Here is a 20,183-nt window from a genome sequence, read left to right as displayed (position 1 = left end):
GAATTGATTATATTTTCACCAGTCACTCAAAATTATTGCACAACATACTTAAAAAGAATGAACAAGATGGTGATTAATTACTCACAAATTCTTAATTTGCAGAAATTTATGCTCCCCCCTCTTTAAAATCTCAGTGAATACCCTTATTTATTGATATACTGAAGTTGCTTCAGATAAAAACGCATTGAACCTCGAAAACCGTTGTCTTGTAACACGAATTAGGGGGCATGATGGAAAAGAATAATGAAGTCATTCAGACTCATCCGCTTGTGGGATGGGACATCAGCACCGTAGATAGCTATGACGCGCTGATGCTGCGTTTGCACTACCAGACTCCAAATCGTCCCGAAACCGATGGTACAGAGGTCGGTCAAACGCTCTGGTTAACCACCGATGTTGCCAGACAATTTATTTCGATATTAGAAGCCGGCATAGCCAAAATCGAATCCGGCGATTACCAGGCCAACGAATACCGTCGGCATTAACGAGACGGACATTCTCACTTAAAAAGGCACCTTCGGGGTGCCTTTGCTATTTCTGGGTTGTATTACGCATTTCACTTATTTACTCTGCATCAAACGCGACAGCAGAGAGAAACTGATGAAATACGACTTAATCATTATAGGCAGCGGGTCCGTTGGGGCAGCCGCAGGTTATTATGCCACTCGCGCCGGGTTAAACGTTCTGATGACCGACGCGCATATGCCACCGCATCAACAGGGTAGTCATCACGGCGACACCCGGTTGATCCGCCACGCCTATGGCGAAGGTGAAAAATACGTTCCGCTGGTGCTGCGTGCGCAGGCGCTATGGGACGAACTCTCCACGCAAAATGAAGAGCCGATTTTCGTCCGCTCCGGCGTTATCAATCTTGGCCCCGCCGGTTCGCCCTTCCTGGCAAACGTCGCGCACAGCGCAAAACAGTGGCAACTGAACGTTGAACAACTGGATGCCGCCGCCATCATGGCGCGCTGGCCCGAAATCCGCGTACCTGCAGACTACACCGGCCTGTTCGAAGCTGATTCCGGTTTTTTACGCAGTGAACTGGCGATCAAAACCTGGATCCGTCTGGCAGAAGAAGCAGGATGCGCTCAACTCTTCAACTGCCCGGTCACAGCCATTCACCATGATGATGACGGCGGGGTCACTGTGGAAACCGCTGACGGCGATTACAGCGCGAAGAAAGCGCTGGTGAGCGCCGGTACCTGGGTTCAGGCTTTGTTCCCCGAGCTTCCCATCCAGCCGGTACGAAAAGTGTTTGCCTGGTACCAGGCCGATGGCCGCTATAGCATCAAGAATAAGTTTCCTGCCTTCACCGGTGAGTTGCCCAACGGCGATCAATACTACGGCTTCCCGGCGGAGAACGACGAACTGAAAATCGGTAAGCACAACGGCGGGCAACTTATCCACGCCGAAGCTGAACGCAAACCGTTTGCCAGCGTCGCCAGCGATGGATCTGAAGCATTCCCGTTCCTGCGCAATATCCTTCCGGGAGTGGGTTGCTGTCTGCACGGTGCGGCCTGCACCTACGACAACTCGCCGGATGAAGATTTTATCATCGACACGCTGCCCGGCCATGACAACACGCTGATCGTGACCGGGCTGAGTGGTCACGGCTTTAAATTTGCCTCCGTATTGGGTGAAATTGCCGCTGACTTTGCCCAGGAAAAGCCATCCGCTTTTGACCTGACGCCGTTCAGACTCTCCCGATTTACGGCATAATCGTTAAATGGCCTCGTAATGAGGCCTTTTTAATGGTGATTACAATATGCGTCGTCTGTTTCTTTATCTGGTCAACAATATTCGCGAGCATTTTATGCTCTACGTTATTTTATGGTCGCTGCTGGCGATTCTTGATGTTATTTATATCCTGTGTTACTGAGCCATCGGCATTGACAAATACTGACAAAAACTGAAAGTTATCTAATTTTTGTTTTGTTTTTTTGAATGACAAAACCCATCCCCTACCCCCCCACAAACCGTCATAAATCGGTCATTTCTGACGAATCCGTTGAATCAAAATCTACACTTAATACAAAATTATTGAATCAACGTTAAATCTCTCTCCCGGTGTTATTTTTTAGTTGCATTTATGTCTCTGTCAGGCCATTTTCATTCAATCCTGAAATATGAAATGGAATTTTTATGCAATTTTCAAATACGCCTCAACGGTATGGTTTTATTTCCGCCATGCTTCACTGGCTAACCGCGTTGGTGGTCTACGGGATGTTTGCACTCGGTCTCTGGATGGTGACGTTGAGCTATTACGACGGCTGGTATCACCAGGGACCGGAATTGCACAAAAGCATCGGGATCCTGCTGATGATGGGCCTGGTCGTTCGGGTCATCTGGCGTCTGATCTCGCCACCGCCGAAAGCGCTGAAAAGCTATTCGGCCCTGACCCGTGCTGGCGCAGCGTTGGGCCATCTCGCGCTATATCTGCTGCTGTTTAGCATTGTCATCAGCGGTTATCTGATCTCGACGGCGGACGGTAAACCGATCAGCGTTTTCGGCTGGTTTGATGTCCCGGCCACCTTCGCGGATGCTGGCGTTCAGGCCGATCTCGCCGGAAGCGTACACCTGTGGCTGGCCTGGACCGTCGTTATTCTTTCCATTCTGCATGGCCTGATGGCCTTTAAACACCACTTTATCGATAAAGACGACACCCTGAATCGCATGTTGGGTAAGTCGTCATCTGACTATGGAGCTCAAAAATGAAAAAAAGCCTGCTGGGTTTAACTCTCGCCTCTCTGCTGTTCACCACCGGTTCTGCCATCGCGGCGGATTATAAAATTGACAAAGAAGGACAACATGCCTTTGTTAATTTCCGTATTCAGCACCTGGGATACAGCTGGTTGTACGGCACGTTCAAAGACTTCGACGGAACCTTTACCTTTGATGAAAAGGATCCCGCCGCCGATAAAGTGAATGTGACGATCAACACCAACAGCGTGGATACCAATCACGCCGAGCGTGATAAACACCTTCGCAGCGCTGATTTCCTCAATGTCGCGAAATTCCCGCAGGCGACATTCACCTCCACCAACGTGAAAAAAGACGGTGACGAACTGGATATCACCGGGAATCTGACGCTAAACGGCGTAACAAAGCCGGTGACGCTGGAAGCGAAGATGATCGGTCAGGGTGACGATCCGTGGGGGGGTAAACGCGCAGGCTTCGAAGCCGAAGGTAAAATCAAGCTGAAGGATTTCAACATCACCACCGATCTGGGTCCTGCCTCGCAGGAAGTGGAGTTGATTATCTCAGTTGAAGGCGTACAGCAGAAGTAAACGAGGAATGATGCCGGATGGCGATGTTGTCGCCGCCATCCGGCCACACCATTACTCGGCAGGATCCGGAATACCCAGTTTCGTATTCAGTCGTCCACGCGACTTGTTGAAGATTTTATTGCCGTTCTCGCGTCCTGCGCGCAGGCGACGTTGCTCTTCTTCAGGTAATGCGCTCTCTTCGCAACAGATCTCGCTACAGCAGCCGTTGTACTTTTGCGCACATGCCGGGCACTGAATAAACAGCAGATGGCAGCCGTCATTATTACAGTTGGTGTGGCTGTCGCACGGCGCACCACATTGATGACAATGCGCAATCACCTCATCTGAAATACGCTCACCCATGCGCTCATCAAACACAAAGTTTTTGCCGATGAAACGTACCGGTAACCCCTGCTCGCGGGCCTTGCGTGCATATTCAATGATACCGCCTTCAATGTGCCACACTTTACTGAAGCCATTGTGCTTCATCCAGGCGCTGGCTTTTTCGCAGCGAATACCACCGGTACAATACATCACTATCTTTTTATCTTTGTGTTCCTGCATCATTTCGACCGCTTTGGGTAACTGCTCGCGGAACGTGTCGGCCGGGATTTCCAGCGCGTTCTCAAAATGGCCCACTTCGTATTCGTAGTGGTTACGCATATCAATGAACAGCGCATCCGGGTCGTCGAGCATCGCGTTCACTTCCGCGGCCTTGAGATAGTCGCCGACATCGCTGGCATCAAAACTCGGGTCCTCAATGCCATCCGCCACAATCCGCTCACGCACTTTCATTCGCAGCACCCAGAAGGATTTCCCGTCATCTTCCAGCGCAATGTTCAGACGCACGCCGTCAAGTGCCGGATCAAAGGCGTACAGCTGCTGGCGGAACGTCTCTACCTGACTTTGCGGTACGCTGATTTGGGCGTTAATCCCTTCATGCGCCAGATAGATGCGACCGAAAACATTCAGCGCGGTTAACTTTTGATACAACGCATCGCGTGTGGCCTGCGGGTCTGCGATGGTAAAATATTTGTAGAACGAAATGGTCGTGCGCGGCTCAGTTTCAGCCAGCATCCGGGCTTTGAGGGCATCATTGGAAATACGGTTATGTAACACTGGCATGGTGTACGGGTCCTGCGGCAGGTGAAATCAGAATCGGCGGCATCATATAGCAATCCGCGCCAATTTACATCCATACATTTTGCGCTACATTTCTTTCTTCAAAGTAAAAAATTAACAACATTTGCTGAATTTATCGCCATTCCGGAGCCACAAATTTTTTCTGACGGCGAAAAAATGCAACAATACAGATAATTGCCCGTTTTAAGGTATACAACAGGAAAGACATGACGAATTTACCTAAGTTCTCCGCAGCACTACTGCATCCACGGTATTGGTTAACCTGGCTCGGTATTGGCGCACTTTGGTTGGTCGTGCAGTTGCCCTATCCGATACTCTATCGCCTTGGTCATATGATCGGTCACCTGGCGTATCGTCTGATGAAGCGGCGGACGAAAATTGCATATCGTAACCTCGAGCTTTGTTTCCCTGAAATGAGTGAGCGTGACCGCCATGCGATGGTGGTTAAAAATTTTGAATCCGTCGGTATGGGCCTGCTGGAAACCGGGATGGCCTGGTTCTGGTCCGATCGTCGCATTGCCCGCTGGACCGAAGTGATCGGCATGGAGCATATTCGTGACGTTCAGGCTCAGCAGCGCGGTATTTTGCTGGTGGGGCTGCACTTTTTAACCCTGGAACTCGGTGCGCGTCAGTTCGGTTTGCAGGAACCCGGCATCGGCGTTTATCGCCCGAATGATAATCCCTTGATCGACTGGCTCCAGACCTGGGGTCGTATGCGCTCAAACAAATCCATGCTCGATCGCAAGGATCTGAAAGGGATGATTAAGGCGCTAAAGAAAGGCGAAGTGGTCTGGTATGCGCCGGACCACGATTATGGCCCGCGCGCCAGCGTGTTCGTCCCGCTTTTTGCCGTTGAACAAGCAGCCACCACCTCCGGCACCTGGATGTTGGCGCGAATGTCTAATGCCTGCCTGGTGCCGTTTGTACCGCGTCGCAAGCCCGATGGCAAAGGCTACCAGCTGATTATGTTACCGCCAGAATGCTCACCGCCGCTGGATGACGCAGAGACCACCGCCGCCTGGATGAACAAGATTGTTGAGAAGTGCATCATGATGGCGCCAGAACAGTACATGTGGCTACATCGCCGCTTCAAAACACGTCCTGCTGGCGTACCTTCCCGTTATTAAATCCTGCATAGCAGCCCCTTTTGGGCTGCTTTCTCACCGTTTTTAGCGATAAAAGCTCCCCACATTGCGACCCTCTGCATCCAGGCGCATAATGAATATGCTTAATTTATATTCGTTTTTTGCCCGATCGCGCCAACAGCGCATCACACGCGGATCGCTATGTCACCCTCTGATACTCCCATAAACTGGAAACGTAATCTCACTGTCACCTGGCTCGGCTGTTTCTTAACCGGCGCCGCATTTAGCCTGGTGATGCCATTTTTACCACTTTATGTCGAACAACTCGGCGTAACGGGCCACAGTGCGCTCAACATGTGGTCCGGACTGGTCTTTAGTATTACGTTTCTTTTCTCTGCGATCGCCTCTCCCTTCTGGGGCGGGCTTGCCGACCGTAAAGGCAGAAAGATTATGCTGCTGCGCTCTGCGCTGGGGATGGCAATAGTGATGCTGCTAATGGGCCTTGCGCAGAATATCTGGCAGTTTCTGGTGCTGCGCGCGCTGCTCGGGTTGCTGGGCGGATTCATTCCCAACGCCAACGCCCTCATCGCCACCCAGGTCCCACGCAATAAAAGCGGTTGGGCGCTGGGAACGCTCTCTACCGGCGGCGTCAGCGGTGCATTACTCGGCCCGTTAGCGGGCGGCCTGCTCGCCGACCAGTACGGCCTGCGCCCGGTTTTCTTCATCACCGCGACGGTACTGCTGATCTGTTTCTTACTGACGCTGTTTTTTATTCGCGAAAACTTCAAACCCATCAGCAAGAAAGAGATGCTGCGCGTCCGGGAAGTGGTTGCTACACTTAAAAACCCGAAACTGGTGCTGAGCCTGTTCGTCACCACGCTGATCATTCAGGTCGCGACCGGTTCCATTGCACCGATTTTGACCCTCTATGTGCGGGAGCTGGCGGGTAACGTCAGCAATATTGCGTTTATTAGCGGGATGATTGCCTCCGTACCTGGCGTCGCCGCATTGCTCAGTGCGCCAAGATTAGGCAAGCTGGGCGACCGTATCGGACCGGAGAAAATCCTCATTGCGGCGCTAATCTTCTCCGTTCTGCTGCTGATCCCGATGTCTTCTGTGCAGACCCCGTGGCAACTGGCGGTACTGCGCTTTTTACTGGGCGCTGCCGACGGCGCGCTGCTGCCGGCGGTACAAACGCTGCTGGTCTATAACTCCACAAACCAAATCGCCGGGCGCATCTTTAGTTATAACCAGTCGTTCCGCGATATCGGCAACGTCACCGGCCCGCTCATGGGAGCAGCGATTTCCGCTAACTACGGCTTCCGTGCCGTCTTCCTGGTCACTGCCGGGGTGGTATTGTTTAACGCCATTTATTCCTGGAACAGCCTGCGCCGTCGTGCTCTCACGCGAACAGCGGGATGATTTTTCAGCATTCATACTTGCATAACCGGAGAATCAGCTATTCTTTCCCTGATTACCTCATCAAATCAAAGGGAGACTCAGATGACCATGTATGCAACGCTGGAAGAAGCCATTGACTCAGCCCGTGAAGAATTTATGGCGGACCATCCTGAGCTTGAACAGGACGAAGCCAATGTACAGCAGTTCAACGTGCAGAAGTACGTGCTACAGGATGGCGACATCATGTGGCAGGTCGAGTTTTTTGCCGATGAAGGCGAAGAAGGCGAGTGCCTGCCGATGCTCAGTGGCGAGGCCGCGCAAAGTGTCTTTGACGGCGACTATGATGAGATAGAGATCCGCCAGGAGTGGCTGGAAGAGAATACACTGCATGAATGGGATGAAGGCGAATTTCAGCTTGAGCCCCCGCTGGATACCGAAGAGGGTCAAACCGCAGCCGATGAATGGGATGAACGGTAATTACTCGTAAGGGCCGTGATGCATGTCCAGCGGCAACAGCAGCGTGTCAAACACCAGCGAGAACGGCAGATCGAGGATAGTGACATAACGCCATGCTGAATCCCGGACATCCCACTGCACTCCCGGATAGTACTGGTTGCCATGCCCCTGTCCGGGGATTGTCCGGCTGATAATGCTGCCGCACCCGCTTAACAGCATCACCATGATGCCCACCGCTACGATTCGCACGTGATACCTCATTAATCGTTTTCTTCAGTATAAAAAAATACCGGCGCAAGCCGGTATTTTTCAGATGATTTCGCCGGGTGGCGCTTACGGCGTCTTCAGCGTCTGTGGGTTCAGGGTGATACCCTGATAATAACTCACCCACGATGAATACTTCTCTGGCGAATTCCAGACACGATAGTGCAAACGCGCCATCGTCACCGGATCGCTTAGCAGTACCAGACGACGGTCGCGATTCAGTTTTTCCGGGGTCTCGTTCAGCGCCTGCTCAACGTGACGATCGCGGGCAATCTCCAGTACCTGGCTTGCACGGTGACGTGCCGTCGCCATCGCAGTGGCCAGCGCGTTAAACGATGGGTTAAACACCGCGTGCATGAAGCCATCGTCAAGCGAGCGGTTGCGGTTCATCACCAGATACTTGTCGGTATCCACCAGCACCTGCGGCGGCGAATATTCTTCCGGGATCAGGAACAGCTTCCAGCGTTTGGTACGCAAACCGACCGTTGAACGGCTGGAGATCACCGAAACAAACGGTGACAGGATCAGCGAGAAGACAATCGGTGCCAGCCAGAACAGGAAACGCAGATCCAGCCACGCCATACCGACCGCCCATACCAGACCCAGCAGCAGTTGCGAACCATGACGCATAAACGCTTCGCCCCACGGCGTAGAGTCATCGTCACGCTGCGGCGAGTTCCACACCACTTCCCAGCCCAGGAAGGCGCTCACCACGAAGACGGTGTGGAACAACATACGCACCGGCGCCAGCAAGACGGAGAACAACACCTCCAGCAGCAGCGACAGCGTCACGCGAATAAAACCACCGTACTCTTTGGTGCCTTTACACCAGATGAGCAGAATACTCAGCAACTTCGGCAGGAACAGCAGCACCATTGTCGAGGCAAACAGGGCTATTGCCAGTTCAGGACGCCACTGCGGCCAGACCGGGAACAGCTGGCGCGGTTGCAGGAAGTATTGCGGCTCGGTAAGCGCATGGACTACCTGCAGCGCAGTCGACAGCGCGAGGAACATAAACCACAGCGGCGCGGAGAGATAAGACATCACCCCGGTCAGGAACACGGCGCGGTGAACCGGATGCATCCCTTTTACAAGGAACAGACGGAAGTTCATCAGGTTGCCATGACACCAGCGCCGGTCACGCTTCAGCTCATCCAGCAGGTTCGGCGGAAGTTCTTCATAGGAACCGGGCAGATCGTAAGCAATCCACACGCCCCACCCGGCTCGACGCATTAATGCCGCTTCCACGAAGTCGTGCGACAGGATGGAACCGGCGAAAGAGCCTTCACCCGGCAGCGGCGCCAGCGCACAGTGTTCGATAAACGGCTTCACGCGGATGATGGCGTTGTGCCCCCAGTAATGGGACTCACCCAACTGCCAGAAGTGCAAACCCGCGGTGAACAGCGGTCCGTATACGCGCGTCGCAAACTGCTGACAGCGCGCATACAAGGTGTCCATGCCGGACGCCTTCGGCGATGACTGAATGATCCCGGCGTTCGGGTTCGCTTCCATCAGACGCACCAGACCACTCAGACACTCACCGGTCATCACCGAGTCAGCATCCAGCACCACCATGTAACTGTACTGGCTGCCCCAGCGACGGCAGAAGTCATCAATGTTACCGCTTTTACGCTTCACACGACGGCGACGACGGCGATAGAAAATCTGTCCTTCGCCCTGCACTTCAGCAATCAGCTCCATCCACGCCTTTTGTTCAGCAACGCAGATATCGGGGTTGTAGCTGTCGCTAAGAATATAGACATCGAAATGTTCGCCGTTGCCGGTCGCTTTTACTGATTCCCATGTCGCGCGCAGGCCAGCAAAAACACGATCAACGTCTTCATTACAGATAGGCATAATCAGCGCGGTACGGTGCTGCGGATTCAGCGGTTCGTCACCGACCGTTGACGCCGAAATACTGTACTTATCGCGACCAATCAGCAGTTGCAGGAAGCCCATCAACGCGGTCCAGAACCCGGCGGAAACCCAGCAGAACAGCATCGCAAAGAGGATCAAAATACCGGTTTGCAGCATGTACGGCAGCAACTGCATGAAGGAGACCCACAGGTCCTGCCCAACCATATCCGCCGGATTGATCAGCGCCCAGCCCTGATACGGCAGAATCGTCTTCATGTACCAGGTCGCGACGACCGTCTGCGCCAGCGTCAGCAGCAGCAGCGTATAGCGACGAAGGGTGCCAACGGTACGCCACTTCTGCTCGCTTTCCTGTTCTTCTTTCGTCAGACGCGCGAGATAGCGCGGCGTAACGTCACGTCCACGCAGACGATCCCAGAAACGCCCAACCGGGTTGGTGCGCCAGGGATCGGGAAACATCGAAGAACGTTTGGCTTTAGGCATTGCCTGAAGCTGATCGCGCCCTTCGTCATCTTTGATCAACTGCCCTTCGCCCAGCGAGTCTGGCCAGGCTTGTTGCAGACGCGCTTTGACAGAACCCTGCGGTGAATCGTCTTCTCGCGAGTAACGGCGATGCTCGGCATCCAGCGCTTCATGCACTGCGCGGATGTCAGTTGTCGGCAATGCCGCTTTCTCGATCTCCGAGAGCGGCATGGCGTCAATGTACTCAGTTGTCTTATTCATTGGCAGGTAACTGGTAGCTCCAGGTTTCACTCAACGTCTGATCGGCATTGACTAATGCCGCACGCATTTCAGTGGTTTTCTTCACATCTTTCACTTTCACGCGCATCGTCATACGCCAACCTTTGGTGATCGGGTTGTAACGGACTGTTGTTTCCACGATCTCGCCGTTGTCGCCAATGCTGGTTTGCGCGGTGACCGGGGTATCCTGCGGCAGTTTTTTCATGTCCGTGCCGGTGAAGTCCACCACGAAGGCGATCGTGCCGTCAGGCTGGCGAATGAGATTAGACTGTTTGACATCGCCGGTTGAACGACGCGTCTGCTGCACCCAGGCGTTATCCGGCGCATGAAGTTTGTCTTCATCGCGGCTGAACGTCAGGGTGTATTTAAAGTTCATCTCTTTGCCAGGCTCAGGCAGTTGATCCGGCGTCCAGTAAGCGACGATGTTATCGTTGGTTTCGTCATTGGTCGGGATTTCAACCAGTTCAATCTTACCCTTGCCCCACTCGCCTTTCGGTGTAATCCAGGCGCTTGGGCGCAGATCGTAACGGTCGTCGAGATCTTCAAAGCGAGAGAACTGACGGCCGCGCTGGAGCAGACCAAACCCTTGCGGGTTTTCCATCGCAAAACTGCTCACCGCGAGGTGTTTCGGGTTATTCAGCGGACGCCAGATCCATTCACCGTTGCCGGCATGAATCGACAAACCGTTGGAGTCATGCAGTTCCGGACGATAGTTCGTCGCCGGTGAAGGCTGATTTGGCCCATACAGGAACATACTGGTTAACGGCGCCACGCCCAGTTTACCCACCTTATCACGCAGGTAGACTTTCGACTGCACGTCGACAACGGTGTCACGCCCAGGAATTATCACAAAACGATAGGCCCCGGTCGCACGCGGAGAGTCCAGTAAGGCATAAATCGTCAGGCGCTTGTCAGTTGGTTTTGGACGTTCGATCCAGAACTCACGGAAGCGGGGAAATTCTTCACCTGAAGGCAGCGCGGTATCAATAGCCAGACCGCGCGCAGAAAGGCCATACACCTGACCGGCCCCCAGGACGCGGAAGTAGCTTGCGCCAAGCATGCTGACGATTTCATCGTTTTTGTCTTTGCTGTTGATCGGGTACAACACTTTGAAACCCGCAAAGCCGAGATCTTTTACCGTGTCTTTATCATGCTGAACGTCGCCGAAATTGAAGTAGTCCGGGCTGTATTTGATTCTTTTAACCGTAGTTGCCGTGACTTCATTGATTTTGACCGGCGTGTCGAAGTACATACCCTGGTGGTAGAACTCGAGCTTGAATGGGGTCTTAAGATTGCTCCAGTATGCTTTGTCGCGATTAAACTGGATCTGCTGATAGTCCGCATATTTCATGTCGCGGAAAACGGAGGGCAAGTTACTTTTTGGCGCCTCATAGCCTTTACCGGCTAAGGATTGAGCTTGCTTTGCAACATCATCGATGGAGAAGGCCCAGGCCGACGACGTGTACAGCGTTAACATAACTGCCGCACCCAACCAACGCATTTTCATCATTTGTGGTTTATGTTTCATAATTAGTAAGCACTTCCCCCTTTGTGTGCTTATATCGATCCGATCTATTTTAATGGATAATCAGGCATTAGGACAACTGAATCCCTGCATTGTTCAGCACGCTGGCTCATGGTTTAGACGCCTCGCCGGGCCCTTTTTCACTTTGCGTGCTTATCCTGGAGACAGGTTGTTGTACTTGGTGTAGGGTTGCCACCGACTGTAACGAGTAAACGCCTTACCGATAAGACGATTAGTCTGAGAATCTGAGAATACGAAAACCTTTATGAATCCCGTACCCGCACAGCGTGAATATTTTCTTGACTCCATCCGCGCCTGGCTGATGTTGTTGGGTATTCCCTTCCATATCTCATTGATCTATTCCGGCCATACCTGGCATGTGAACAGCGCCGAGCCCTCATGGTGGCTGACTCTGTTTAACGATTTTATCCATTCATTCCGGATGCAGGTCTTTTTCGTTATTTCCGGTTATTTTTCGTACATGTTATTCCTGCGTTATCCATTGAAACGCTGGTGGAAAGTACGCGTTGAGCGCGTAGGCATTCCGATGCTTACGGCTATTCCCCTGCTGACATTGCCGCAATTTATTATGCTGCAATACGTCAAAGGAAAAGCCGACAGTTGGCAGACGCTCTCACTGTATGAAAAATACAACACGCTGGCCTGGGAATTAATTTCTCATCTGTGGTTTTTACTGGTTCTGGTGGTATTAACAACCGTCAGTCTGTGGATATTTACCCGGATGCGAAAAAACCTGGAGAAAGCGGAAAAAAAACGGCTGGCCGCCGTGTCGATGGGCAAACTGACGCTCATCTTCTTCTTACTGGGTATTGGTTATGCGGTGATACGGCGGACGCTGTTCATTGTTTACCCACCCATTCTCAGCGACGGCTTGTTTAATTTCGTGGTGATGCAAACGCTTTTTTATGTGCCTTTCTTTATGCTGGGTGCGCTGGCCTTTATCTCACCCGAGCTTAAAGCGCTTTTCACCACCCCTTCCCGGGGATGTACGCTGGCGGCGGCTTTTGCTTTCATCGCCTATTTGCTGAATCAGCGCTACGGCAGTGGCGATGCATGGATGTACGAAACGGAATATGTCATCACCATGGTGCTAGGATTATGGATGGTCAATGTGGTGTTTTCTCTCGGCCACCGTTTACTCAATTTCCAGTCAGCCCGCGTCACCTATTTTGTGAATGCGTCACTGTTTATTTATCTGGTACACCATCCGTTAACACTGTTTTTCGGCGCCTATATTACGCCACATATTACCTCGAATCTGTTGGGCTTTATCTGCGGGCTGATCTTTGTGGTTGGCATCGCACTGGTATTGTATGAGATTCATTTGCGCATTCCGCTGCTTAAATTTCTGTTCTCCGGCAAACCGCCGGTCAGACAGGAACAAAGCAAAAAAGTGACCGGCTAATGCCCGCGACCACGTTAAAGCAGCCACTCGACAGGCAATAGCGTCGCCAGTCGCACCAGAACCCGCTTCCAGAATCCTGTGGCGGGTTCTTTTTTTAACACCAGTTCTTCGTCCTGTTGCCGATCCACCCAGTTAATTCGCCCCCAGCGATCGAGGCGTAATTGCCAGGCCGCATCGCGTTGACTCTCAATGAACCGGTTATGGATAAGCGTCGCCAGCGTCTCGCTTTCAATCACAAATCCCATTTCCGTGTTCAGCAACGTGGAACGGGGATCAAAATTCAGTGAACCAATAAACACCTTACGCCCGTCAATACTGAACGTTTTGGCATGCAGGCTGGAACCGGAGTTCCCCGTAAGCCCCCTGTCGTGCAGTACCACCTGACGTTCACGCGTCGGCTTCAGTTCATAGAGCTCGACACCATAACGCAGTAGTTTCTTCCGCCAGCGCGCATAACCGGCATGTACCACCGCGACATCATTGGCGGCTAATGAATTGGTGAGAATCGCAATTTTGACGCCTTTACGCACCAGTTTCAGCAACTGCGCGACGCCTGCACGGGTCGGGACAAAATAGGCAGAAATAATGTCAATCCGCTCCGTCGGCGACCCCATCACGTCAAACAGTCGTTGTGGCAGTAAAGAGTGGCGCTGCGCTTTCCCCTGGCCTTTTAAGGGATCGTCACTTAACAGCCGGGTCTTCGCCCAGATAAGCGGTAGCGTTCCGCGATCGAGATGGGTCATAAACGGGCTGGTTTTCAGTTTATGCTGATATCGACGGGTGATGGGATCGTTGTACCAGGCGTCGGGTAGCTCAATACGTTCGGTGATCTCTTGCTCGGAGAGTGCCAGTACCGATTTCAACGTCGAAACCGACGCGCAATGCCAGTAGCGTTCGAAATCCTCAGCAACCTCCCCGACGACGGGTCCGATGGCCATCACGTCCAGATCGGAGAACAGCGGCTCCTCGCCCGCTCCAAAATAGGCATCGCCAATGTTTCGCCCACCCACCAGGGTGACAACACCGTCTACGGTATAGCTTTTGTTATGCATCCGTCGGTTTAGCCTGGCGAAATCGGTCAGATAACCCAGCATCCGTAGCATGCGAAAAGAGAAAGGATTAAACAGGCGAACTTCAATGTTGGGATGGGCATCGAGCAGTTGCAGAGTGTCATCCAGCCCTGGCGTGTTGTTGTCATCAAGCAACAGGCGCACATGGACACCACGTTTCGCCGCCACCAGAAGAACAGCGAACAGCAGTCGCCCGGACATGTCGTCTTCCCAGATATAGTACTGAACATCCAGCGTGCGCTCCGCCATTTCCGCCAGCCGGTAACGGGCGGCAAAGGCGTCCAGACTGTTATCGAGCGCAAGAATGCCGCACTCTCCGGGGTGATTGTCGCACAGAGGACGCGTGGCGCTGGCGAGGCGAGTCAGCTCATTCATCGCCTTGTTGGGTAAGTAGACGCTGGTAGAGTCGGGTTGTTTCGTCATCATAACAGACAAAGTATATCTGCTCAGGCAAAGCGCGGCGGGTAATAAATTCCGAAACGGTTTTCAGCGCAATTTCAGCGGCGGCGGCTCGTGGATAGCCGTAAACTCCGGTACTGATTGCCGGAAAGGCAATGGACGCGTAGCCATTGGCCAGCGCCAGATTCAGGCTATTAACGTACGCATCCTGTAGCAGTTGCGCTTCGTTATGCTCGCCGCCACGCCAGATCGGGCCGACGGTATGAATGACCGCTTTAGCGGGGAGGTTTCCGGCAAGCGTGATCACCGCATGGCCCGTCGGGCACTCGCCCTGCTGCTGTCTGACTTTCATGCAGGCTTCCAGTAAGGCGGGGCCCGCAGCGCGATGGATTGCCCCATCAACACCTCCGCCCCCCATCAGCGAGGCGTTAGCGGCATTGACGATGACATCAACCGCGACCGTGGTGATATCCCCCTGGATAACATGAATACGCGATTCCATAGAACCTCCTTGCGTCACTCTATTCTGTAAGTGTACAGCAGGGGATACCCTGAAATCGCTTTTTTCGTCTGTTTGTCTGAATGACCTGTTTAGCGGTAGCTGATGTCCATCACCGCCAGTTTTTTCTTCTCATCCAGATAGTGCAAGTTAACTGCGGCGATCTGCTTGAAGTGTTGTGGTGCTTTTAGCAGTTCCTGGGGTGAGTAATAGCGGGTTTGCGTGCGCCCCGTGTTATAGCACGACATTGCAAGGCGTTGTTGCTCCAGACTCACATTGCAGGGCGGTTCTACGATTTGACCGGTGAAATGAATCACCCCGCCCTGTCCTCCCGCATCCGCCATTGCGGTAAAAGAAAACAGGGCAAGAAGCGCGAGCAGCGGAAGGCTTGTTTTACGCGTGACAGATAACAGCATGATGCTTTCCTCAATGAGTATTCATCCTTGAGGGGTGATGTATTCCCTGACGGCGACAGGCCCGGGAGTCACGCATTCCGCGTCACTCTATTCATAGTTCAGCCACCTCGCTTCTGCCAGCATCGACGCATTAATTGTCAGTCAGTTATGACGATTTCACAGAGGGCGGCCACTGTTGCGATAAATGCAGAGACTGGCCGTCAGAAACCGTAACCACGATTTTGACGGTGTCTTGTGCAGAGATATTTAAACTGAGTCTGGTCAAATCAATGGCCTGATTAGCGGGTAGAGACAGGGTCTTTTTCTGTCGTGACTGACTTTGCCCCGCCACACCGTCACGAAGGGCTAAAATCTGCACCTGGCACACACAGGGTTGTGTCAGGGTGACCTGCGGCGTAATCGTGTAAATGTCTCCTTGCTGGGTGGTTGCAAACGTTATCTGATTAGAGAGCGCCGCAAGGAGTAATAAGGTGTTCATGATGTCCTCCCGAAAAAAAACAGGGCTTTCGCCCTGTTTATCGTCAGCACATAAACTGAATTAGTACTGATTAGCGGTGGCGTTGTTGCCAAAACCAACCTGATGCACAAGAACGCTGGAATCGGACGCAGTCTGGTTCACCAGCGCGGCGTTATGTCCACCATACTGGCTCACAGTAATGTCCGAATTTTTGCCGTTCCACTGATCGATGGTGGCGTTGTTTTTGAAGCCGTTTTGAGTCAGATCGATGGTGCTGTTATCTGAGCCCTGGCCCACGTCGGCGCCGTTACCAAAGCCATTCTGATGAATGGTCGTATCAGATTTACGAGCGTCGCTTTGCAGCGCAAGCGCGGCGTTGTTGACCCCTGACTGATAAATGCTCAGGGTCGATTCCGGGCCGGAACTGCTCCCGCCGCCGCCACCACCGCCGCCGCCCCATTGCGGAACAGAACCAGCCAGAGCACTGCCAGAAACCACGATTGCTGCAAATGCTGCCACTTGTAAAAGTTTCATGGTAAACCCCCATCGGATTGATTTAAGCGTCGTCAATGGATTAGCGTTGAATAACGCGAATTGCCATTTGCGACTGTCTCTGCACTACAACTGCTGTTTTTTGCGTACCATACTGAGTAATATTTGCTTTATTTCCAGAACCTTTCTGGATAATCATCGCAGTATTACCGTAATTACTTTGCGATATACTGGCATCATTGGAATGACCCGACTGAGCAACATACGCAAAATTATAAGCTCCTGATTGGTCAACTTTGGCCCGGTTACTTCCACCTTCTTGTGAAACTACCGACAAAAGTTTAGAGCCCTCCTGGCGTATCTTTGCACTATTATTCGTGCCCACTTGACCAATAATGGCTGCCTGATTAAATGAAGACTTACTTAATTCATTTACCGCAAAGTTATATTCGGAATGCGCTAAATCATAACTTGTTGCGGAAGCAATTCCAGGCGCACCCAGTACTGTTAACATCATAAATAACAATTTGTTTTTCATGTTGTCACCCTGGACCTGGTCGCACATCGAGAAAATAACGTTCTCATCAATTTACCTGTTAACGCTAAACGTAATTTGTTAACGTCGCGTTACGATGAAGAGTATGTCTGCGGAAACATTTTAAATAACTCACCCGCCAGTGGTATTTTTATATTTTCGCTCACACCAAAGTACTAAACAGGGCAGGAATAGCCTGTTATTTGCGCTTATTTTATTTTCTTCACAATTATCGGTCGTGCTTTTTCTCGCCGTCAGTCAGCAGGCTGTAAAGTGGACTTTCCAGGCTATGTTGTACGTTCAAAGAAGAGAGAGATGAGCAAGTCGTGACAAGCCTCGTTTTTTTCGTCATCAAAATGCGCGACGCCGGCGAATGTCATCACTGAGCAATTCCCACACCGATGAAGTACCAGAGCGAATTGTGTTTATTACTTTAAATTCAATTAATTAATATAATTTGTATGATTTTTTAAATCTGTGCAATAACGGCTGGATGTACAACTTTACTATCAAATCTAAACTTAAAAAAAGCCTTAAGATAACAAATTAATATATATTTTTACATTCTGTTACATGTTTAACACTTGCTTTAAGATTTGTAATGGCTAGATTGAAATCAGTTGTAGTTCATTTGTATTAATATTTGCCCCGTTCGGGCTGATTCTTATTTTACTACACACAGCAGTGCAACATCTGTCAGTACTTCTGGTGCCTCATTTCTGCAGGCAACTGTCAGATGTGCGACTAAAAAAGTGGGGTTTCATCATGTTTAATGAATTCCATAGTATTCATGGTCATACATTATTGTTGATCACCAAACCATCCCTGCAAGCTACAGCATTATTGCAGCATTTAAAACAATCTCTGGCCCTCTCCGGAAAACTGCATAATATTCAGCGTTCTCTGGATGATATCTCCTCCAGCTGCATTGTTTTAGTCGATATGATGGAAGCGGATAAAAAGCTCATCCATTACTGGCAGGATAACTTAAGTAGGAAAAACAATAATTTAAAGACGTTATTGTTGAACACGCCCGATGATTATCCCTACCGGGATATTGAAAACTGGCCGCATATCAATGGCGTTTTTTACGTAGCGGATGACGAAGAGCGTGTCGTAAACGGTTTGCAAGGGATCCTGCGGGGAGAATGTTACTTCTCACAGAAACTGGCCAGTTATCTGATCACTCACTCAGGTAATTATCGCTACAACAGCAGTGAGTCAGCCCTCCTGACTCATCGCGAAAAAGAGATCCTGAATAAGCTGCGTATCGGCGCCTCTAATATCGAAATCGCACGTTCACTGTTTATCAGTGAAAACACGGTCAAAACGCATCTTTATAATCTTTTCAAAAAGATAGCTGTCAAAAACCGTACCCAGGCGGTTTCGTGGGCAAATGATAACCTCAGGCGATAACGCCATGAAACGCTATTTAACCTGGCTTGCAGCGGCGCAGTTGCTGTTCGCTGCCAGCACGACGCAGGCTGTAGAAGTTGAAGTTCCTGGGCTCTTAACTGACCACACGGTTTCGTCTATTGGCCACGATTTTTATCGTGCGTTTAGCGACAAATGGGAAAGTGATTATCCAGGCAATTTGACCATCAATGAGCGACCCAGTGCACGTTGGGGAAGTTGGATCACAATAACGGTTAATCAGGACGTTATATTCCAGACTTTTTTATTTCCAACGAAAAGAGACTTCGAAAAAACTGTTGTCTTCGCGCTGGCACAAACTGAGGATGCCTTAAACCGACGGCAAATAGATAAAACACTATTGAGCACCGGCGATTTAACGCATGACGAATTCTAAAAAGTGATTTTTGTCCGGAGGCTGTAATGCGTGTCAAACATGCAATAGTAGTACTCATGCTTATTTCGCCATTAAGTTGGGCCGGAAATATGACCTTCCAGTTCCGTAACCCTAACTTTGGTGGAAATCCCAATAACGGTTCTTTTTTACTGAATAGCGCCCAGGCGCAAAACTCTTATAAAGATCCCAGTTATAACGACGATTACGGAATTGAAACTCCCTCCGCGTTGGATAACTTCACTCAGGCCATTCAGTCACAAATATTAGGTGGGCTGTTGACCAATATTAACACGGGGAAACCCGGCAGGATGGTGACCAATGATTTCATTGTGGACATTACTAACCGGGATGGTCAGTTGCAGCTAAACGTCACGGACAGGAAAACGGGCAAAACATCGACGATCGAAGTGTCGGGTTTACAGTCGCAATCTACCGATTTCTAAGTACCGCCACGTAAGGACAATCATCATGCAGCGCTTACTTGTATTCGTCGCCGTCATTTTACTGAGCGGATGCTTAACCGCCCCGCCAAAAGAAGCCGCTAAACCGACCTTAATGCCCCGTGCGCAAAGTTATAAGGATTTAACGCATTTACCGATTCCAACGGGTAAAATTTTTGTCTCTGTGTATAACATTCAGGATGAAACCGGGCAGTTTAAACCCTACCCGGCCAGTAACTTCTCAACAGCCGTCCCACAAAGCGCCACTGCGATGCTGGTCACCGCGCTGAAAGATTCCCGCTGGTTTGTTCCACTGGAGCGCCAGGGACTGCAAAACTTGCTGAATGAACGTAAAATCATTCGTGCCGCTCAGGAAAATGGGACTGTCGCCATCAACAACCGAATCCCGCTACAGTCGCTGACGGCGGCAAACATCATGGTTGAAGGGTCGATTATCGGCTACGAAAGTAACGTGAAATCCGGCGGCGTCGGTGCGCGTTACTTCGGTATCGGCGCAGACACGCAATACCAGCTTGACCAGATTGCGGTGAACCTGCGCGTAGTCAACGTCAGCACCGGTGAGATCCTCTCCTCGGTCAACACCAGTAAAACCATTCTGTCTTATGAAGTGCAGGCTGGGGTGTTCCGCTTTATCGATTATCAGAGACTGTTGGAAGGTGAAATTGGCTACACCTCCAACGAACCGGTGATGTTGTGCCTGATGTCCGCCATTGAGACGGGCGTCATCTTCCTCATCAACGATGGTATCGATCGTGGGTTGTGGGATTTGCAGAATAAAGCCGATCGCCAGAACGACATTCTGGTGAAATATCGTCATATGTCGGTACCGCCGGAATCCTGATGATCAGGATAAAAAAAA

At 51.2% G+C, this 20,183-nt stretch carries 23 protein-coding genes; 13 read left to right on the top strand and 10 right to left on the bottom strand.

Features of this window, described 5'->3' with window-relative positions:
• Positions 1-230 precede the first annotated feature (230 nt).
• From bssS to C2U53_RS20295, 5 genes are all read left to right on the top strand, one after another.
• Entirely contained in the window at positions 231-485 is a 255-nt protein-coding gene (gene bssS / locus C2U53_RS20315; protein ID WP_043001951.1) for a biofilm formation regulator BssS, read from the top strand.
• Between the two features lie 115 nt (positions 486-600).
• A complete protein-coding gene (solA, locus tag C2U53_RS20310) occupies positions 601-1,722 on the top strand; it encodes an N-methyl-L-tryptophan oxidase (RefSeq protein ID WP_054176592.1) in 1,122 nt (373 codons plus the stop codon).
• Between the two features lie 46 nt (positions 1,723-1,768).
• Positions 1,769-1,882, top strand: a complete 114-nt coding sequence (locus C2U53_RS20305; protein WP_044258036.1) for a YceO family protein — start codon at positions 1,769-1,771, stop codon at positions 1,880-1,882.
• Positions 1,883-2,145: 263 nt separating this feature from the next.
• Entirely contained in the window at positions 2,146-2,718 is a 573-nt protein-coding gene (locus C2U53_RS20300) for a cytochrome b (protein ID WP_044258037.1), read from the top strand.
• A complete protein-coding gene (locus tag C2U53_RS20295; protein WP_044258038.1) occupies positions 2,715-3,290 on the top strand; it encodes a YceI family protein in 576 nt (191 codons plus the stop codon). Before C2U53_RS20300 ends, C2U53_RS20295 begins: the two co-directional genes overlap by 4 nt.
• 51 nt (positions 3,291-3,341) lie before the next feature.
• Here the strand turns inward: C2U53_RS20295 and C2U53_RS20290 are convergent, their stop codons facing one another.
• Positions 3,342-4,394 carry a rhodanese-related sulfurtransferase gene (locus tag C2U53_RS20290; protein ID WP_061070247.1) on the bottom strand — a complete coding sequence of 351 codons (1,053 nt, stop codon included), beginning with the start codon at positions 4,392-4,394 and terminating at the stop codon, positions 3,342-3,344.
• Between the two features lie 224 nt (positions 4,395-4,618).
• On the opposite strand from C2U53_RS20290, the gene C2U53_RS20285 reads away from it, so the two are divergent.
• The 3 genes from C2U53_RS20285 to C2U53_RS20275 all read left to right on the top strand — a co-directional run bounded on the left by C2U53_RS20285 (position 4,619) and on the right by C2U53_RS20275 (position 7,375).
• Complete coding sequence (locus tag C2U53_RS20285) at positions 4,619-5,539, top strand: Kdo(2)-lipid IV(A) acyltransferase (protein WP_044258041.1); 921 nt, start codon at positions 4,619-4,621, stop codon at positions 5,537-5,539.
• A 159-nt stretch (positions 5,540-5,698) separates the two neighbouring features.
• Positions 5,699-6,919: a multidrug efflux MFS transporter MdtG gene (mdtG, locus tag C2U53_RS20280; protein WP_104446376.1), complete on the top strand. Its 1,221-nt coding sequence runs from the start codon at positions 5,699-5,701 to the stop codon at positions 6,917-6,919.
• A gap of 81 nt (positions 6,920-7,000) precedes the next feature.
• Complete coding sequence (locus C2U53_RS20275; protein WP_043001020.1) at positions 7,001-7,375, top strand: MysB family protein; 375 nt, start codon at positions 7,001-7,003, stop codon at positions 7,373-7,375.
• On the opposite strand, the gene C2U53_RS20270 is transcribed toward C2U53_RS20275, so the two are convergent.
• The 3 genes from C2U53_RS20270 to mdoG form a co-directional block, all read right to left on the bottom strand.
• Positions 7,376-7,615 carry a YceK/YidQ family lipoprotein gene (locus C2U53_RS20270; RefSeq protein ID WP_192927005.1) on the bottom strand — a complete coding sequence of 80 codons (240 nt, stop codon included), beginning with the start codon at positions 7,613-7,615 and terminating at the stop codon, positions 7,376-7,378.
• A gap of 72 nt (positions 7,616-7,687) precedes the next feature.
• The gene (mdoH, locus tag C2U53_RS20265) at positions 7,688-10,216 is read right to left on the bottom strand and encodes a glucans biosynthesis glucosyltransferase MdoH (RefSeq protein ID WP_104446375.1); all 2,529 of its coding nucleotides are present in this window, start codon (positions 10,214-10,216) and stop codon (positions 7,688-7,690) included.
• Positions 10,209-11,744, bottom strand: coding sequence for a glucans biosynthesis protein MdoG (mdoG, locus tag C2U53_RS20260; protein ID WP_080343312.1), 1,536 nt, complete (start codon positions 11,742-11,744; stop codon positions 10,209-10,211). The genes mdoH and mdoG overlap by 8 nt, the downstream gene beginning before the upstream one ends.
• 280 nt (positions 11,745-12,024) lie before the next feature.
• Between mdoG and mdoC the strand changes: the two genes are divergently transcribed.
• Positions 12,025-13,185 carry a glucans biosynthesis protein MdoC gene (gene mdoC / locus C2U53_RS20255; protein ID WP_043001023.1) on the top strand — a complete coding sequence of 387 codons (1,161 nt, stop codon included), beginning with the start codon at positions 12,025-12,027 and terminating at the stop codon, positions 13,183-13,185.
• 14 nt (positions 13,186-13,199) lie between these two features.
• Here the strand turns inward: mdoC and C2U53_RS20250 are convergent, their stop codons facing one another.
• From C2U53_RS20250 to csgB, 6 genes are all read right to left on the bottom strand, one after another.
• Entirely contained in the window at positions 13,200-14,681 is a 1,482-nt protein-coding gene (locus tag C2U53_RS20250; RefSeq protein WP_051642344.1) for a phospholipase D family protein, read from the bottom strand.
• Entirely contained in the window at positions 14,623-15,156 is a 534-nt protein-coding gene (gene ymdB, locus C2U53_RS20245; RefSeq protein ID WP_043001024.1) for an O-acetyl-ADP-ribose deacetylase, read from the bottom strand. Before ymdB ends, C2U53_RS20250 begins: the two co-directional genes overlap by 59 nt.
• An 89-nt stretch (positions 15,157-15,245) precedes the next feature.
• Complete coding sequence (locus C2U53_RS20240) at positions 15,246-15,569, bottom strand: type 1 fimbrial protein (RefSeq protein ID WP_043001025.1); 324 nt, start codon at positions 15,567-15,569, stop codon at positions 15,246-15,248.
• A gap of 145 nt (positions 15,570-15,714) precedes the next feature.
• A complete protein-coding gene (gene csgC / locus C2U53_RS20235) occupies positions 15,715-16,047 on the bottom strand; it encodes a curli assembly chaperone CsgC (protein ID WP_043001026.1) in 333 nt (110 codons plus the stop codon).
• Between the two features lie 60 nt (positions 16,048-16,107).
• Positions 16,108-16,560, bottom strand: coding sequence for a curli major subunit CsgA (gene csgA / locus C2U53_RS20230; protein WP_044258048.1), 453 nt, complete (start codon positions 16,558-16,560; stop codon positions 16,108-16,110).
• 40 nt (positions 16,561-16,600) lie between these two features.
• Positions 16,601-17,056 (bottom strand): curli minor subunit CsgB, encoded by a 456-nt coding sequence (gene csgB, locus C2U53_RS20225; protein WP_043001954.1) that lies wholly within the window; start codon positions 17,054-17,056, stop codon positions 16,601-16,603.
• A gap of 762 nt (positions 17,057-17,818) precedes the next feature.
• On the opposite strand from csgB, the gene csgD reads away from it, so the two are divergent.
• From csgD to csgG, 4 genes are read left to right on the top strand one after another with little or no spacing between them, the layout of a single operon-like run.
• Positions 17,819-18,469 (top strand): biofilm master transcriptional regulator CsgD, encoded by a 651-nt coding sequence (gene csgD / locus C2U53_RS20220; protein ID WP_043001028.1) that lies wholly within the window; start codon positions 17,819-17,821, stop codon positions 18,467-18,469.
• Positions 18,470-18,473: 4 nt separating this feature from the next.
• On the top strand, positions 18,474-18,863 hold the full coding sequence (gene csgE, locus C2U53_RS20215; protein WP_043001029.1) for a curli production assembly/transport protein CsgE: 390 nt from the start codon (positions 18,474-18,476) through the stop codon (positions 18,861-18,863).
• A gap of 26 nt (positions 18,864-18,889) precedes the next feature.
• Positions 18,890-19,306, top strand: a complete 417-nt coding sequence (csgF, locus tag C2U53_RS20210) for a curli production assembly/transport protein CsgF (RefSeq protein ID WP_104446374.1) — start codon at positions 18,890-18,892, stop codon at positions 19,304-19,306.
• A gap of 25 nt (positions 19,307-19,331) precedes the next feature.
• On the top strand, positions 19,332-20,165 hold the full coding sequence (csgG, locus tag C2U53_RS20205) for a curli production assembly/transport protein CsgG (RefSeq protein ID WP_044258051.1): 834 nt from the start codon (positions 19,332-19,334) through the stop codon (positions 20,163-20,165).
• The last annotated feature ends 18 nt before the right edge of the window (positions 20,166-20,183 follow it).

Origin of the sequence: Citrobacter sp. CFNIH10, from assembly GCF_002934585.1 — a bacterium.
GTDB lineage: Bacteria > Pseudomonadota > Gammaproteobacteria > Enterobacterales > Enterobacteriaceae > Citrobacter_A > Citrobacter_A amalonaticus.
This window is presented reverse-complemented; position numbering and strand designations above follow the sequence as displayed.